The sequence below is a fragment of the Phocaeicola dorei genome, from assembly GCF_013009555.1.
Lineage (GTDB): Bacteria > Bacteroidota > Bacteroidia > Bacteroidales > Bacteroidaceae > Phocaeicola > Phocaeicola dorei.
Genome location: NZ_CP046176.1, coordinates 1,270,041 through 1,285,169, shown reverse-complemented (window position 1 = coordinate 1,285,169; position 15,129 = coordinate 1,270,041). Strand labels below are relative to the sequence as shown.

11 protein-coding genes are annotated in these 15,129 nt (G+C 41.3%); 7 read left to right on the top strand and 4 right to left on the bottom strand.

Annotated features, from left to right (window positions below; genetic code table 11):
- The first annotated feature begins 21 nt into the window (after window positions 1-21).
- From GKD17_RS04935 to GKD17_RS04920, 4 genes are all read left to right on the top strand, one after another.
- On the top strand, window positions 22-2,133 hold the full coding sequence (locus tag GKD17_RS04935; RefSeq protein WP_032936478.1) for a putative porin: 2,112 nt from the start codon (window positions 22-24) through the stop codon (window positions 2,131-2,133).
- Between the two features lie 8 nt (window positions 2,134-2,141).
- The gene (locus tag GKD17_RS04930; RefSeq protein WP_007837160.1) at window positions 2,142-2,960 is read left to right on the top strand and encodes a transporter substrate-binding domain-containing protein; all 819 of its coding nucleotides are present in this window, start codon (window positions 2,142-2,144) and stop codon (window positions 2,958-2,960) included.
- Window positions 2,961-3,048: 88 nt separating this feature from the next.
- The gene (locus GKD17_RS04925) at window positions 3,049-4,038 is read left to right on the top strand and encodes a Gfo/Idh/MocA family protein (protein ID WP_007837159.1); all 990 of its coding nucleotides are present in this window, start codon (window positions 3,049-3,051) and stop codon (window positions 4,036-4,038) included.
- A 9-nt stretch (window positions 4,039-4,047) separates the two neighbouring features.
- Window positions 4,048-5,175, top strand: coding sequence for a DUF4421 domain-containing protein (locus GKD17_RS04920; RefSeq protein ID WP_007837158.1), 1,128 nt, complete (start codon window positions 4,048-4,050; stop codon window positions 5,173-5,175).
- 143 nt (window positions 5,176-5,318) lie between these two features.
- Here GKD17_RS04920 and GKD17_RS04915 read toward each other — a convergent pair whose 3' ends face one another.
- From GKD17_RS04915 to GKD17_RS04905, 3 genes are all read right to left on the bottom strand, one after another.
- Window positions 5,319-6,215 (bottom strand): Rpn family recombination-promoting nuclease/putative transposase, encoded by an 897-nt coding sequence (locus GKD17_RS04915; RefSeq protein ID WP_007837157.1) that lies wholly within the window; start codon window positions 6,213-6,215, stop codon window positions 5,319-5,321.
- Between the two features lie 132 nt (window positions 6,216-6,347).
- Window positions 6,348-7,919, bottom strand: coding sequence for a hypothetical protein (locus GKD17_RS04910; RefSeq protein ID WP_007837156.1), 1,572 nt, complete (start codon window positions 7,917-7,919; stop codon window positions 6,348-6,350).
- A 43-nt stretch (window positions 7,920-7,962) separates the two neighbouring features.
- The gene (locus GKD17_RS04905; RefSeq protein WP_008652833.1) at window positions 7,963-9,360 is read right to left on the bottom strand and encodes a hypothetical protein; all 1,398 of its coding nucleotides are present in this window, start codon (window positions 9,358-9,360) and stop codon (window positions 7,963-7,965) included.
- A 155-nt stretch (window positions 9,361-9,515) separates the two neighbouring features.
- On the opposite strand from GKD17_RS04905, the gene GKD17_RS04900 reads away from it, so the two are divergent.
- From GKD17_RS04900 to GKD17_RS04890, 3 genes are all read left to right on the top strand, one after another.
- On the top strand, window positions 9,516-11,255 hold the full coding sequence (locus tag GKD17_RS04900; protein ID WP_227216126.1) for a tetratricopeptide repeat protein: 1,740 nt from the start codon (window positions 9,516-9,518) through the stop codon (window positions 11,253-11,255).
- A 270-nt stretch (window positions 11,256-11,525) separates the two neighbouring features.
- The gene (locus GKD17_RS04895; protein ID WP_032936473.1) at window positions 11,526-13,859 is read left to right on the top strand and encodes a TonB-dependent receptor; all 2,334 of its coding nucleotides are present in this window, start codon (window positions 11,526-11,528) and stop codon (window positions 13,857-13,859) included.
- 8 nt (window positions 13,860-13,867) lie between these two features.
- Complete coding sequence (locus tag GKD17_RS04890) at window positions 13,868-14,182, top strand: hypothetical protein (RefSeq protein ID WP_007837151.1); 315 nt, start codon at window positions 13,868-13,870, stop codon at window positions 14,180-14,182.
- Window positions 14,183-14,339: 157 nt separating this feature from the next.
- Here GKD17_RS04890 and GKD17_RS04885 read toward each other — a convergent pair whose 3' ends face one another.
- Complete coding sequence (locus tag GKD17_RS04885) at window positions 14,340-14,963, bottom strand: HU family DNA-binding protein (RefSeq protein ID WP_007837150.1); 624 nt, start codon at window positions 14,961-14,963, stop codon at window positions 14,340-14,342.
- Window positions 14,964-15,129 lie beyond the last annotated feature (166 nt).

Genomic DNA, 15,129 nt, shown 5'->3' with positions numbered 1-15,129 from the left:
TATTGTATCTTTGCCGCCGTTATGAAAAGAATATTCTCTATTATTTTTTTATTATTCCTGTGCTTCCATACTTCCTTGATGGCACAGCGGACAATGAATACCCTGAACAACCAGTTCGGTTCCTCAGCAAGCGGACTGAACAGAGATCAATATGACCGTAACGGAAACCCCATAGACACGACAGCCGTAGTAGATGCCAGCACAATCCCCATCGGACTGTACTCATGGAAAGTGGACAGTCGTTTTGGCAATGTCACTTATATCCCCGTAGATACCTTGCAGCACGCTTTCCAAAACTCAAATGACATGGGCGGCTATACCGGACAATACAATTACCTGGGAAATTTGGGCTCCCCCCGCCTCTCACGCATCTTTTTTGACCGTCGGGACCCCAGCCAATACTTTTTCACCGACCCATACGACTTTTGCGTACAACGTCCGGAAGATGTCATATTCACCAATACACTTTCTCCATTCACAAACCTGACCTATTACAAAGGAGGAGGCAGCCGTGACGGAGAAGAACGTTTCAAATCCTATTTTGCCATCAATGCAAACAAAAGGCTAGGGTTCGGATTCTACATAGATTACCTGTATGGCCGGGGGCTTTATCAAGATCAGTCCACAGCCTTCTTCAACGGTGGCCTGTTCTCCAGCTACCGGGGAGATAAATATGACATGCATTTCATATTCAACAACGATAACTTGAAGATGGCAGAAAACGGAGGTATCACGGACGACCGGTATATCACCAACCCGCTGGATATGGCAGAAGGCAAAAAAGAATATTCCGCCAACGAAATCCCAACCCGACTGAGTCAGATATGGAATCACAACACCAGCTACCATGCCTTCCTGACACATCGTTACAACCTAGGGTTCTATAAAGAAAAACAGGACAGTGTGGATACGGACTCTGTAAAAATAACGCAGGTATTTGTTCCTGTCACAAGCTTCATACATACACTACAAGTAGACTTGAACAATCGCAAATACATCTCATACGATGACGCACAGAATCAGAAGTATTTTGAACATAACTATCTGGGGACCGACTCTATAGACAAGACGAAGCGTACATCCATCAAAAACACCATTGGCATTGCTTTACAAGAAGGATTCAACAAATGGGCAAAAGCCGGACTTACCGCCTTTTTAAGTTATGAATACCGAAACTTCGCCTTGACCGACACAACAAACATACCGGGACAACGCATTATCAACAACTATAAGGAAAGTTCACTCTCCATTGGCGGCGAACTATCCAAAAAACAAGGAAAACTATTACATTACAATATCCTAGGAGAATTAGCCATAGCCGGTGAAGACGCAGGACAATTCAGCGTAGAAGGCAGAGGGGATCTGAATCTCCGTTTATTCGGAGATACGGTGAGACTGGATGTAAATGCATTCATCAAGAACCAGAACCCCGTATTCTATTTCAGGCATTTCCAGTCCAAACATTACTGGTGGGACAACAACGATTTATCCAAAATAATGAGAACCCGCCTGGAAGGAAAACTAAGTCTGGACAGATGGGGAACCCAGCTGCGTGCCGGAGTGGAAAATATAAAGAATTACACTTATCTGGCCAATACCAGCATACCGGTAAAAGACAGTGAAGGAAATGTCACCGGTTTCAAGAACAATGCAGCCGTAAGACAACACTCCGGCAACATACAAATATTCACTGCAATGTTGCAACAAAAATTAAAAGTAGGAATTTTTCATCTCGACGGTGAAGTAGCCTATCAAAAATCAAGTGAGCAAGACATTCTACCCTTACCGGAATTGTCGGCTTACGGCAACTTGTACATGAAATTCGGTCTCGCCAAAAAAGTACTCCAGATAGAAATGGGAGCAGATGTGCGTTATTTCAGTAAATATTACGCGCCAGACTACTCCCCCGTCATCGGACAATTCTATAACCAGAATCCTAATGACAAAATCGAGATAGGAGCTTTTCCGATAGTCAACGTCTATGCCAACCTGCATTTAAAACGTACCCGCTTCTTTATTATGATGTATCATGTCAATGCCGGTTCGGGAAAATCCAATTACTTCCTGGCGCCACACTACCCAATCAATCCGCGAATGATAAAGTTCGGCCTTTCATGGAATTTCTTTGATTGACGGTCTATATGAAAAAATATCTGAAATACGTTCTGATGGGTATCCTTGCAGCAACCCTATCCTCCATCTTCTTCAAAAAGAAAACGGAGGCTGAAACCAGTCTGCCCCGCGATTATGCAGAAATAGCGGCATCGGGAATCCTGCGTGCTGTTACCGAGTACAACTCAATCAGTTTTTATGCCGACGGCGACACCGTTTCCGGTTTCCACTACGAACTGCTCCATGCTTTTGCACACAGCAAAGGACTGAAACCGGAAATCACTCCCGAAATGAGCTTTTCCAAAAGACTGGAAGGCGTACAAAAAGGAACATACGATATATTGGCCAACAGCACGGTAGTTACCACAGAATACAAAGACTCCCTGTTGTTTACCCGCCCCATTATACTGAACAAACAAGTACTGGTACAGCGTAAACCCGAAAAAGAAAACGATAGTCTGTACATTCACAGCCAGTTGGAACTAGCCCGCAAGACCCTTCATCTAGTCAAAAACTCACCTGCCATTCTGCGCATACATAATTTAAGTAACGAAATAGGTGATACCATCTATATCAAAGAAGTGGAGAAATACGGACAAGAACAATTACTGGCCATGGTAGCACATGGTGACATAGACTATGCCGTATGCGACGAGAGCATTGCCAAAGCTTCCATCAATGATTTTCCACAATTGGATATAGAAACAGCCATCAGCTTCTCACAATTCTATTCATGGGGAGTAAGCAAACATTCTCCAATATTGCTTGACAGCCTGAATTCCTGGTTAAATGATTACGTCAAGACTCCTGCATTCAAACTGTTGCGCAAGAAATATTACAATAACTGATTTTTATCCGGCTGAAATTGCAAAATAGTCCTATCTTTGCAATATAAATTGTTATTATTTTAAGCGGAATGACAAAAAAGTTATTACCATGGTTAAATTAGACAAAGTAAAATGGGGCTTCATCGGTTGCGGAGAAGTGACCGAGAAGAAAAGCGGACCAGCCTTTGCCCTGATCGAAGGTTCAGAGGTAGTGGCTGTAATGAGCCGTGACAAAGAAAAAGCTCAATCATACGCCAAAAGACACAACATTCCCCGCTGGTACTCCGATCCGCAGCAGTTAATAGGAGATGAAGATGTCAATGCTATTTATATAGCCACTCCCCCTTCCTCTCATGCCACTTTCGCCATTATGGCTATGAAGGCAGGAAAGCCCGTGTATATTGAAAAACCAATGGCAGCCAGCTATGAGGACTGCGCACGCATCAACCGCATATCACAAGAGACTGGTATCCCTTGTTTCGTCGCTTACTACAGACGTTATCTTCCCTATTTCCAAAAAGTACGCCAAATGGTAGAGGATGGTGAAATAGGTAATGTCATCAATATACAGATACGTTTCGCCCAGCCTCCCCGTGATTTGGATTACAACAGCACCAACCTGCCCTGGCGTGTACAACCTGATATTGCCGGCGGCGGTTATTTCTATGATCTGGCTCCTCACCAGCTGGATTTATTACAAGATATGTTCGGCTGCATTCTCGAAGCCCAAGGATACAAGAGCAACCGTGGCGGGTTATATCCGGCAGAAGATACGATAAGTGCCTGCTTCAAATTTGATTCCGGTCTGCCGGGATCAGGATCATGGTGTTTTGTCGCCCATGAATCGGCCAAGGAAGACCGTATAGAAATCATCGGAGACAAGGGGATGATCTGTTTTTCCGTTTTCACTTACGATCCCATCGCCCTGCATACTGAAAGAGGACGCGAGGAATTTCTTCCCGAAAATCCCCCTCATGTACAACTTCCGCTCATAAAAGCCGTAGTAGAACACCTGCAGGGAAAAGCTGTCTGTACCTGCGACGGCATCAGTGCGACACCCACCAACTGGGTAATGGACCGTATACTTAATAAACTCTGATTTCCGCCTATGGACATCCGTAAATTATGCCTGCTCTGTCTGTCTTTTCTTTCTGCCTTTAATGTATATGCACAAGCGGAAAAGAAAGACTCGACAGTACAGGACAACAAGGGTGTTCTCATTACATTGACTGACGGAATAGCAACGACTGTCCGCCATACCGGAAGAAAAATAAGGAAAGTAGGAAAAGAATTCAATGCGATTGACACTACCTATATCTCGCCCAACCTTTACAATCTGGCTTTCATGCTGGAATCCAGCAGTTGGTACGAATACTATCGGTTAGGTAGTAAAGGAAACAACGGCGAACAAAGTTTGGGATTCTCCCCCAATGCCAGTTTCAAGCTGGGAGTCTATTTCGGATGGCGCTGGATATTTCTAGGATATTCTTTCGATGTAAAAGATATTTTCGGCGGACATAAAAACAAGGCAAAGAAAACCGAAATGGCACTGAATCTTTATAGTTCCAAATTTGGTGTGGATTTATATTACAGAAAGACAGGAAGCGATTTCAAGATACGTTCTTCCAGCGGTTTTGATCTGAATACTCCCATTAAAAATTTGAATTTCAACGGATTGCAAAGTAAAATCAAAGGACTGAACGCCTATTGGATTTTCAATTATAAAAAATTCTCTTATCCGGCAGCCTATAGCCAGTCCACCAACCAGCGTAAAAGCGCGGGTTCCCTGATGGCGGGCTTTTCTTATTCCCAGCACAACATATCTTTTGATTACGAAAAGCTTCCCGGTGAAGTGAGAGTCCAACTACATGATGCTTTACTTTTCAAGAAAGTGAAATATTCTGATTACAGCATCAACGTGGGTTATGGCTATAACTGGGTATTTGCAAAAAACTGGGTTTCCAATCTTTCACTCTTACCGGCCATTGCCTATAAAAAATCAAAAATAGACGATACACCTAATACTGACAATCATTGGATAAAGGATATCAATTTTGACCTGATAACACGTGCTGCCGTGGTCTATAACACCAACAAATATTTTATAGGAGCTTCGTTGGTGATGCATACATACGACTATCGAAAAAAGGACTTCTCCCTCACTAATACTTTCGGAACTGTCCGTATATATGCAGGATTCAACTTTTGGAAAAAGAAAGAGTTCCGTGATAAATAGGAGGAGGATGACAAAAAACGGAAAGTGAAAAAAGAGAGATGAAGAATCCAATCACATCCATTTGTTCTCACAAGATCCCTCACCATGACTCAAAATGACAGAATCCATGATTACACAACAGAATCCTGACATACCTTCATTCATTAAAGTCTATCTATTTCATCTATAGACAAGCCTGTAGCTTGAACAATAACAGCAATAGGAATATTCAAAGATTTCAAGTTACGGGCTGTAGCTATTTTTTCTTCTTGGCGACCTACCATGATACCTTCCTCACGTCCTTCTACACGACCTTCCTCTAATCCTTCTAATTTAGCGGTACTCAATACATCATTTTGTATCATCAATGCATCCAGATGCCGATCATAAGCCAGTTTATCAGCCTTATTCATATTATAATAAATAAGTTTCTGTCTCGCCTCCTCCAATCCGGGAGTCGTTGTATCCGGACGGATAGTTCCAGTCTTAAGATATTCTATCCATTCTTCCAAAGGAGTAACCGCCACTTTATTAAACTCATTCACACGAATAAGAAAATATTCAGGAAATATTTCGGCAGGCAATTTCCGGATAATAGCCCCTTGTTCTTTAGTGGTTACTTTCAAACAGTCACCAGTATGGACACCGAGGAATGTATTCTGACCATGGTAGAGGTAATCATTTCCTTGGCCAATATCAAAATAAAGAATACTGATAGAATACACTTTCTTGACATTTGCATAAATTCCACCTAAATCTATATGTTCGGTTATTGCTTTTGCTACTCCATAAAGTATTCGTTCAAGATAATATAACTCCCGCGTATTCTGCACTTCCACTAGTATTATTTCATCCTTGCTATTACGGGCTTTAATATCTACCCGGTTGAACTTATCATCCTCCCGTTGCTGGTTACCTTCGCTCTCAAGGATTTCCATGATTTGAATCTTCTCACCCAAAAGTACGGTAAGAAAACCTTCCAGGACACCAAAATTGGCTTTGTTGCGTAAAAGACGCTTGATTGCCCAATCAAACCGTATGTATTTATCTTTCTGTTCCATAAAAACCTCTTTTTACAAAGATAACCCTTTTGTTTGAAAACCAGGATGAAACATTAGCAAAAAATATACCGGAAAGCAATAAAGCATTCCCGGTATATCACAAGTTAATTATATTAGACTCACAATTAATTCTTAGAAACGAGCACCGACAGTCAAAAGCAACTGATGCCGTTCATTGTCCACTTTAGTTGCCGGAAGATCTATATCATCAAAAGCATAAAAGTTTGATTTATACATATCATATTTATATGCCAAATCCGCATAAATTACACTGCCACGGTATCCAAGACCAAACGTAAATGTATTCTTAGACTCCGTATTATTAAAATCAGTACGCGTGCTATATAAAGACAAGGCACTATAAGCATCTTTAGAAAAAGCAGCCGAAGAGTAATTATATCCTGCACGAATGCTAAACTCAGGTATAATCCTCGTTTCCATTCCGATACGGAAAGTATGGACACCTTTCAAATAATTCTCAACGCTGGGCTGATCTCCCAATTCATAACCATCCACATCCTTGAGCTTACTGGAAGAATAATCCTGATATTCATATTCCGCACCTACTGCCACTGCACCCGCAAAAGTAGTACCTGCGCTGACATTAAATTTCCACGGAGTGGTAAGATTATAATCATAGGTCAAATAATCATATTCCGGAGTTACCAGAAAATCACTCAATGTCTGGTTATAGGGTGCCTCACAAGCTAAAATATTAGAAGATAAAGCGGCATTATAGCTTTCTCTTAAATCATACCATGTAGGCGTGTGCACAGCAAATCCCAAACGGAAAGGGGAACTTTCTATAGGCCGTATAATAACACCCAATTTTAAATCCATACCAGTCCCTTCCAGCCTATAATAATTATCCAATGTATACCCCCCATTATCCGCACCGTTATCATCATTCAAATTTTCCGTATAAGAAGTATAACGATCATAATTCACATCATAGACCCCCAGGGTAGCTCCTAAATAGACCCTATCTTCAATATTGAATGAAACATTAAAATCATATTGACTGATACCTCCTGTTTCCTTACTAAAGAAGTTATTGTTAAAACCATTCCACCCCCATGGAGCATGAATATTCTTTTCAGAATCATTAACCCAGTCAACCACACCGGTTCTCACCCCCATTACTCCTAAAACAGGTAACTGATTCCAATATTTGGTATAAGGATTCTTCACATCCAGTATGTCATTAAACTCGCTTTCCGTCAATCCATATCGTTCCATCTCCTGAGCCAGCTGGAAGCTTTGTGACAAATTATCCAACGCCCCTCCCATAGAGAAAAGGCGATTGAAGTTTTTACTTTTATGGTAATTGAATCCGAAATTCACAAAACGCAAAGAAGTATTATTGCCTATCTTATTGCTATAAACAAATCCAATCTGGTCAAATGAAGCGCGCGTTTTGTTTTCATTCATTGACACACCACTAAAGTTACTCTTTGTCGAAGTATTATTAAAACCAAAAGAAATAGACACGTCATTACTACGAAAAATGCCGATACCCGCAGGGTTGGAGCTTATGACAGATATATCACCGCCCAAAGCTCCCATGGCACCACCCATACCAACAAATCGTGCTGTTCCATTCAAGTCATTCCCCAGCAACTTTTCCGCATCATAAGCATTTTGTGCGCTTGCCGTTGTCATTGCCAACAACGCACAAGCGGTTACTATTACTTTATTTTTCATACATCAATTCTATTAAATTCAACTGTCTAGTTTAATCTACCACTTATCTGGTACGCGATCTGCCGCCACCACTTGAACGGGAAACACCGCCACCGGAACTGCGAGAAGCACCACCGCCACTAGAAAAACTACTACGGGAAGAAGAAGTTCCACTACTACGGTAAGAGTTAGACGAACTATTACGAGAAGGACTACTGCTACGAGAGTATGAACTGCTACGAGAATTCGAAACGCCACTATTGTTACGATAAGCGCCACGACTTGCAGCCCCTGTTCTCTGATAAGCAGATCCTGCTGCATTTCCCACACTGCTCCGAGTACTGCTTGGTCTGGTATAGGAAGAACCCCTTCCTTCTGTCGGACGTGAATACGAATTACCCGGACGAACTCCTGCTGCCTGACTTGGTGAAAGAGTTTCTCCGGTACGGGTTCTGATAGCACTTCTATTAGGACGAACCGAATTTACACTGTTAGATCCCGAAACCACTCTTCCTGATGAAGAACCGTTACGTGTTGCGGTACGATAACTATTAGCACTATTACGGACATTTTGTCTGGAATTTCCTACGTATGAATTACGACTATTCCTATCATAACTATTCACGTAATTATTCCGGCTTGGGCGTGAAGAACTATAGCTATTGGTATATCTTCCGGCATGTATCCCCGGGTTACGTCTGCTTGAGCCATACCATCCATGACTACCTCCCCAGTAGCCACCACCCCAACCGTGACCAAAGTAATGCGGATAATAATGGTGATGGTGATAATGGTAGCCCCAATAGCCACCCCAGTAGCCGCCACCCCAATAACCGGGATAGTACCAACTATTGTAGTACCATGGCGAACTCCATCCCCAACTGAATCCCCAACTGGCGCCATATGGATAATTCCAACGCCAATCCCACCATAAGCGGTTCGTGTAAGTGGGAAAGACGTATGCATACAATCCGTCATCATATACATTCCAATCCCATGAAGGCAAACCGTAAACTACATCCCAATAGAGCGGACTGCTTACCGGAATGGCGTAACGGGGATTGCGGAAACGGACGATACGCATCGCGTATTCATAATCGTCTTGAGAACCCTCAAAACCATTAACCCATTCTCCTCTCTCATTCAAAGGTTTCTCCTCAATATACAAGGTATCATTCTCCATCGAGAAATTATTATCACGTGAAGTATAACGACGATTATACTCATCCACATCGCGAACCTTTCCTTTCACATCCTTCACCACCACTGTAGAACCGGGGGCTGCGTAAACAGTAGTCGTGTTCTGCTTCTGCGGAACCACCACTTTCACCTCTTGCTTAACCTCCTCTTTCTTTTCAGCTTTTTTCTTAGGGATGAAATAAAGGTCGTCATCAACGCTTTGCGCCATTGCCAAGTAAGGCAAGCACACCATCATAAGCGAAGCTAATACAATCTTTTTCATACTCGTACCTGTTTTATTTGTTATTCTATCTACTTTTTCTAGTGCAAAGATAGTCAGAGGTTTTACTTCATAACAAAGAAAATCCCTATTAGTTGGTAGGGATTCCCCTATTTCAGTAGCTGAGTTCAAAGATTTTGTTTATTTTTGCAATTGCTATGAAAAGTGGGAGGATACATATACTGCTGCTGTTTCTATTGCTCTGCATCTCTTGCCGCTATGAACAGCAAAGTTACCCGCCACTGATGGAGCGGGCAGTTCAATTAATGGAAACGCACCCGGACAGCGCGCTAGCCTGTTTGGATTCTCTCAGTATATCCACCACCGAATGGCCTGAAGAGCTTCATATATATTACTTATTGCTCACTGTCAAAGCCAAAGACAAGCTCTATATTCCGGTTACTTCCGATACTTTGATTAACCGTATAATTAGTTTTTATGAAGACAAACAGGATGACCCACACCTGATGGAAGCTTATTATTATAAAGGTAGCGCCTATCGGGATATGAAAGATGCGCCACGAGCCGTTGATGCTTTCTTGCGTGCAGCCGAAATTGGGAAAAGATGTTTTAATGATACGCTGAATGGACGCATATACGGGCAGCTTGCCAGCCTTTTTGCCTTTCAAAGATTGTATCATGAAAGTATGGAAGCTACTCAACAAGCTTATAAATATAATTTAGCTTGCCATAATTATAAAGGCATGGCTTTCGGTCTGAGGGACATGGCACGCATATACGATACAAACAACCAAAAAGACAGTGCGGAAATCTATTACCGGAAAGCATACACATTGATGAAAGAAAAAGTTTCTCTGGTTAAAGCTTGCAGCATCGGCGATGAAATGGCCGGTTTTTATTACAACCAAGGGAAAACAGACTCTGCTGAAATTATAGCAAAGCAAGTACAAGTCCACCACCCCAGTTCACTTAGTTATTTAGTACTCGGCGAAGTGTATTATCAAAGGCAAATGTTCGATTCCGCATCAATTTATCTTCAAAAGGTAATTTCTGGAAACAACCTTTATCACCAACGTACTGCATATCGTCTGTTACATCTGATTACAAGGGAAAAAAAGCAATATCCGGAAGCCCATCAATACGCCTCTCTTTGCATCAATGCATTCGATTCTCTTTTTCAGATCACAAAAACCGAAGAGGTAAATAAAATCCATTCCTTATATAATTATAATCTATCTGAACAAGAAAATCAGCGGCTGCAATCGAAGACAGAACGACAGAAACTTTTACTGTTCCAGTTATTGTTTGTAGCAAGTCTCCTGATTGGTATTGTAATTTACCTGCTTCACCGTTTACGCGAACGCCGCCGCAAATATACAATCAGAGAACAACAACTACAACAGATTTTTGCAGAACAGGAAGCCCAAAGCAGCCGGCGCATTCTAGAAAACGAGCAACAGATAACCCTACTGAATGAACAACTTCAATCGGCCAAGTTGGAAAATGACACATTCAAACATTCCCTGCTGGAAGCTCAAGCAAAAAGACTGGGAGCAACCAACGAACAAATACGTGCCATCCGGAACGAACAGGAAATGCGTTTACTCGCCTTCCGACATTCGGACATCTATCTTCATTTCCACCATGCCACCCAAAGTTCCGAAATAACGGAAAGGGATTGGAAACATTTAAGTGAAGCTATAAATAGCACTTTTCCTAACTTTCTGCGACAGCTGTATGCACTCTATCCTCAATTATCCGAACACGAACTACATATCTGCTATTTAATTAAGATCGAACTCAAGAGAAGCATTATCGCAGAATTACTCAACCGTTCTGTCTCTGCCATTACAAATTCTCTTTCCCGCCTCTACCAAAAAATCTATAGCGAGAAGGGAACGGCACAACAAATGGAAGGAATTATCCAAGAATTGTAACGACCCATATGGAAAAATTCATCTGCCAATGGGTAAAAATTGGTATTTTCTCAAGAATGCACAAGCATATATTACTTGTATATCAGCCTGTTATATAAAAGTATAGAAAAAGTAAAATGTATTTTTTCATTTCTTTTCTCCAATAGCTATACCTTTACTATCGTAAAAATAATACGTTGACTACAAACTTGTGTTATAGTATAACGTAATATTGATTACAACTTTTAGAATCATACCTCCGTCTAAATTTATGATTAAACAATATATAATATGTACAAACACATTCCTTTATTACCCAACAGTATGATTACTATGAATACTTTAAAATTATTTTTATGCGTATGCCTGATGCCCGGTTTTTCACTTTACGCTCAAGTTCGCATACATGGTAAAGTAACCGACTTAGACAATCAGCCTTTAGCTTATAGCACAGTCCGGTTATTAAAAACAGACTCAGCCTTCATCTCGGGTACAACAACAGACACATTAGGATATTACCAGTTCACAAATGTACAGCCGGACAAGTATTTGTTAGCATTCAGTACAATAGGATACAAACCGCAAATAATACCGGCAAGTGTTTCAAACCAAGATACACAACTACCTGTAATTACCTTGGAAAGTGACAATGTAATACTGAATGAAGTCGTGGTAAAAGGAAGTTCCTATGTCAGAAAGACTGATCATGTATTGGTCATTCCCGACAAGCAACAGGTGAAACATGCCGGTACAGGCTATGACCTTTTGTACAACTTGATGATTCCCAGCTTGGAAGTGAACAAACGGACAGGGAAAGTAAGCACTTTTGGTGGTGAAGTGGCACTATATATAAACGGAGAAAAAGCTGAATATGAGGAAGTGCAAAACCTACGCCCACGCGATATCAAGAATATAGAATATTATGACACCCCGACAGGAAAATATGCCGGTGATGTAGCTTCCATCAATTATATAACCAAGGAACGAACATCAGGTGGATATGTATCATTAGACGGCAAACAAACCATCGGTTATCTGATGGGTAATTATAATATAGGGACTAAACTGATGCATGGAAACAACAGCTATTCAGTGTTAGGAGGCTATATTACCCAAAAATATGACGGAGTAAAAACCTCAAAAAACGAAGAGATATTATTCCCGGAATATACCACCCATCGAAACACACAAACGACCCAAGCTGATTATCAAAACAACCAGCAATATCTACAATTGAAAGCCAACAATCGTACAGAGAAACATAATATCTCGGCACAACTTTCATTAGTCCACAATGAAACTCCCAAAAATAACAATAGCGAATTACTGGATTATTCCGGTCATCATACATACAGCATATCTTCAGCCAACCAAAAAAAAGAAGACGGACTAAGTCCCTCTGTCAAACTATATGGCAATTTCAACATAACCCCTAAACAGACACTGGAGGTAACGGCCAAAACCGCTTATACACAAAACGATTACACCAGAACCTATACAGAAGGAGAAAATATATCCCTGACGGATGTTGATGAAGAATTATATGCATTCGACTTTTCTACCAGATATAATATAAAATTGGAGCACAACAATTCACTTGGAGCAAACCTGCAGCACCATCATAAAGTCACGTCTTCCTCCTATACGGGTGATTACGACTCTTGGCAACATCTATGGATGGGAGAAACGATGTTCTTCTTAAACTATAACCAGCGTATAGCCAAAAAGTTCTCTATGAATTTCTTACCGGGTTTTTCATGGTTGAATTACAAACTTCATACAGATGCCCGGCAGCAGCATTGGTCACTTAGAATGAATTCCACTTTTATTTATACTATCAATAAATCACAGCAGTTAATGGCCTCTGTCGATATCGGTAACGACCAACCGGACATCAGCTATATCAACAGCATGGATCAAACAGTAGACTTTATACAAATCAAACGTGGTAATCCCCATCTGGATAATACCAAATTATATGTTGTCGGCATCGCCTATAAAGCACAACTAAATCGACTGAATTTTCAAATTTTAGGTGTTTATCAGAAGATTCAGAATAATATATCCACCGATTACTACCTAGAGAATGACAAACTTGTCTCCAGCTTCCGGTCGGACATGGATGTGGAACATTGGAACGCAGCTTTGGATCTTTCCTATCGCTTCTCCGACAATTTACGCGCCAAGTTCAATGCCAGATACTATCATACAATCATTCCCGGAGAATACAACATTACAGACAATAGTGTGATAGCATCATTGGACATAAACTATTACTGGAAAAATCTTGCAATAAATGTATATGGAAGTACAGCGACAAGCCGTATAAACCGTTTCTCTCTTGCGATAGAAAAAAATCCCGCCATTTATGGAACTTCCATCAGTTGGAGTCACAAAGGCTGGCACGTAGAAACCGGTACAGAAAACCCGTTCACCAAGCATAACCGTTATAGGGAATATGCCAATTTTAGTATATATAACTACAGCCAGATACAGACCAGTCGAATCAATCAACGTACCGGATATATCAAAATAGCGTATACCTTTGACTTCGGTCAAAAGACCTCACGCGAAAAGAGCGATATGGATAGAAACATCAATAGTGCTATCATGAAAACAAACTGATAAAACAAATGGAAATTTACGAACAAATATACATTCAAAAATTAGAAACATCCACTGTAAAAGATCGCTATCTGCTGATTTACAACGGACTGTACTATGAAGCCAGCGCACCCGTAGTTGAACTTCTCCTCTGTTTGCAGGAGGAAAAAAACATGGATGAAGCTATTACCAGTTACATAAAAAAGAAAAATCGTATTTTTTCATATACAGAAATAGAAGAAATAAATGTCCCCGACCATGCTTTGCTTTATCTAAAAGACTATACACGGGGAGCGGAAGAACGTCCGTTCACGTACGTTGACGGTAAACAAATCTGGTGGTAAAAACAACTTTTCCTATAATAAGTTGCACCCACTTATGCCCTCATGCCCTCACTATCAGCCATAACCCACTCATTATAAAACCATTACCCATAGTGAGGGCATTACCCTCACTTTTTAATATGCCCTCACTCCTTATCCCCCACATTACGCACTTAAATCATTCATTCACAATATAATGCCCATCCACAGGCTTATAAACCGGTTGTTTGGGAAGTCCCACATTTTTCAGCTTTCCTTCCTCGCACAAGCGGCGTAAATGGCGGCTGGCCGTGCTTTGTGTCATACCGCAAAGAAGCTGGAAACTTTTCCGCTGCACAAAATCACAGGTTGTGAAGTACTCCGTCAGCAATGCGTCAATTTCCTCATCGGTCAGTTTACTGGAATGAAACGAGAACCGGGTACGCTGCACCTTTACCTTTCCCACCTCATCCATCAATAGTTGATCGGGACGGTAAACAATCCCCTTGAGCCTCACCTTCGTATTCTTACGTTTCGTCTTTTCCGTTACCGGCCCGGTACTCACCAGGTTGGGACGGAAGAAACCGATGCCGTCCAGATGCACCTGTTTGCCTTCCGCCAACTCCTCGCCCATGGCACGTGACAGCGCATCGAGCACGGCTACCACATCCGTTTCAGTCAACGTACAATGTTTCTGAATACGGGCACGGAGCTGGGCCGTGCTCACCTTTCCGTTCAGCCGGAGACGCGGGTGCAACGTATTCTCTTCCCCTTGTTGCTCAGGTGATTTGGGATTCTCGTACCAATCAAATAGTATTGCCATACTGTTCTTCTTTTATTAATGAACTTTCAATATCTGTTAATCACGGACGTGATTAAGTTTAACTACCTTTGTGGTTAACTTTAATCACCCTTGTGACTAGACTTAATCACAAGGGTGGCTAACTAATTATAAACATACAAAAATAAGAAAAGAAAAGGTAGAAAAC

Excerpts from the sequence above, each read along its gene's own strand:
- GKD17_RS04935 (WP_032936478.1), top strand. The coding sequence starts at position 22 with ATGAAAAGAATATTCTCTATTATTTTTTTATTATTCCTGTGCTTCCAT.
- GKD17_RS04930 (WP_007837160.1), top strand. The coding sequence starts at position 2,142 with ATGAAAAAATATCTGAAATACGTTCTGATGGGTATCCTTGCAGCAACC.
- GKD17_RS04925 (WP_007837159.1), top strand. The coding sequence starts at position 3,049 with ATGGTTAAATTAGACAAAGTAAAATGGGGCTTCATCGGTTGCGGAGAA.
- GKD17_RS04920 (WP_007837158.1), top strand. The coding sequence starts at position 4,048 with ATGGACATCCGTAAATTATGCCTGCTCTGTCTGTCTTTTCTTTCTGCC.
- GKD17_RS04915 (WP_007837157.1), bottom strand. The coding sequence starts at position 6,215 with ATGGAACAGAAAGATAAATACATACGGTTTGATTGGGCAATCAAGCGT.
- GKD17_RS04910 (WP_007837156.1), bottom strand. The coding sequence starts at position 7,919 with ATGAAAAATAAAGTAATAGTAACCGCTTGTGCGTTGTTGGCAATGACA.
- GKD17_RS04905 (WP_008652833.1), bottom strand. The coding sequence starts at position 9,360 with ATGAAAAAGATTGTATTAGCTTCGCTTATGATGGTGTGCTTGCCTTAC.
- GKD17_RS04900 (WP_227216126.1), top strand. The coding sequence starts at position 9,516 with ATGAAAAGTGGGAGGATACATATACTGCTGCTGTTTCTATTGCTCTGC.
- GKD17_RS04895 (WP_032936473.1), top strand. The coding sequence starts at position 11,526 with ATGTACAAACACATTCCTTTATTACCCAACAGTATGATTACTATGAAT.
- GKD17_RS04890 (WP_007837151.1), top strand. The coding sequence starts at position 13,868 with ATGGAAATTTACGAACAAATATACATTCAAAAATTAGAAACATCCACT.
- GKD17_RS04885 (WP_007837150.1), bottom strand. The coding sequence starts at position 14,963 with ATGGCAATACTATTTGATTGGTACGAGAATCCCAAATCACCTGAGCAA.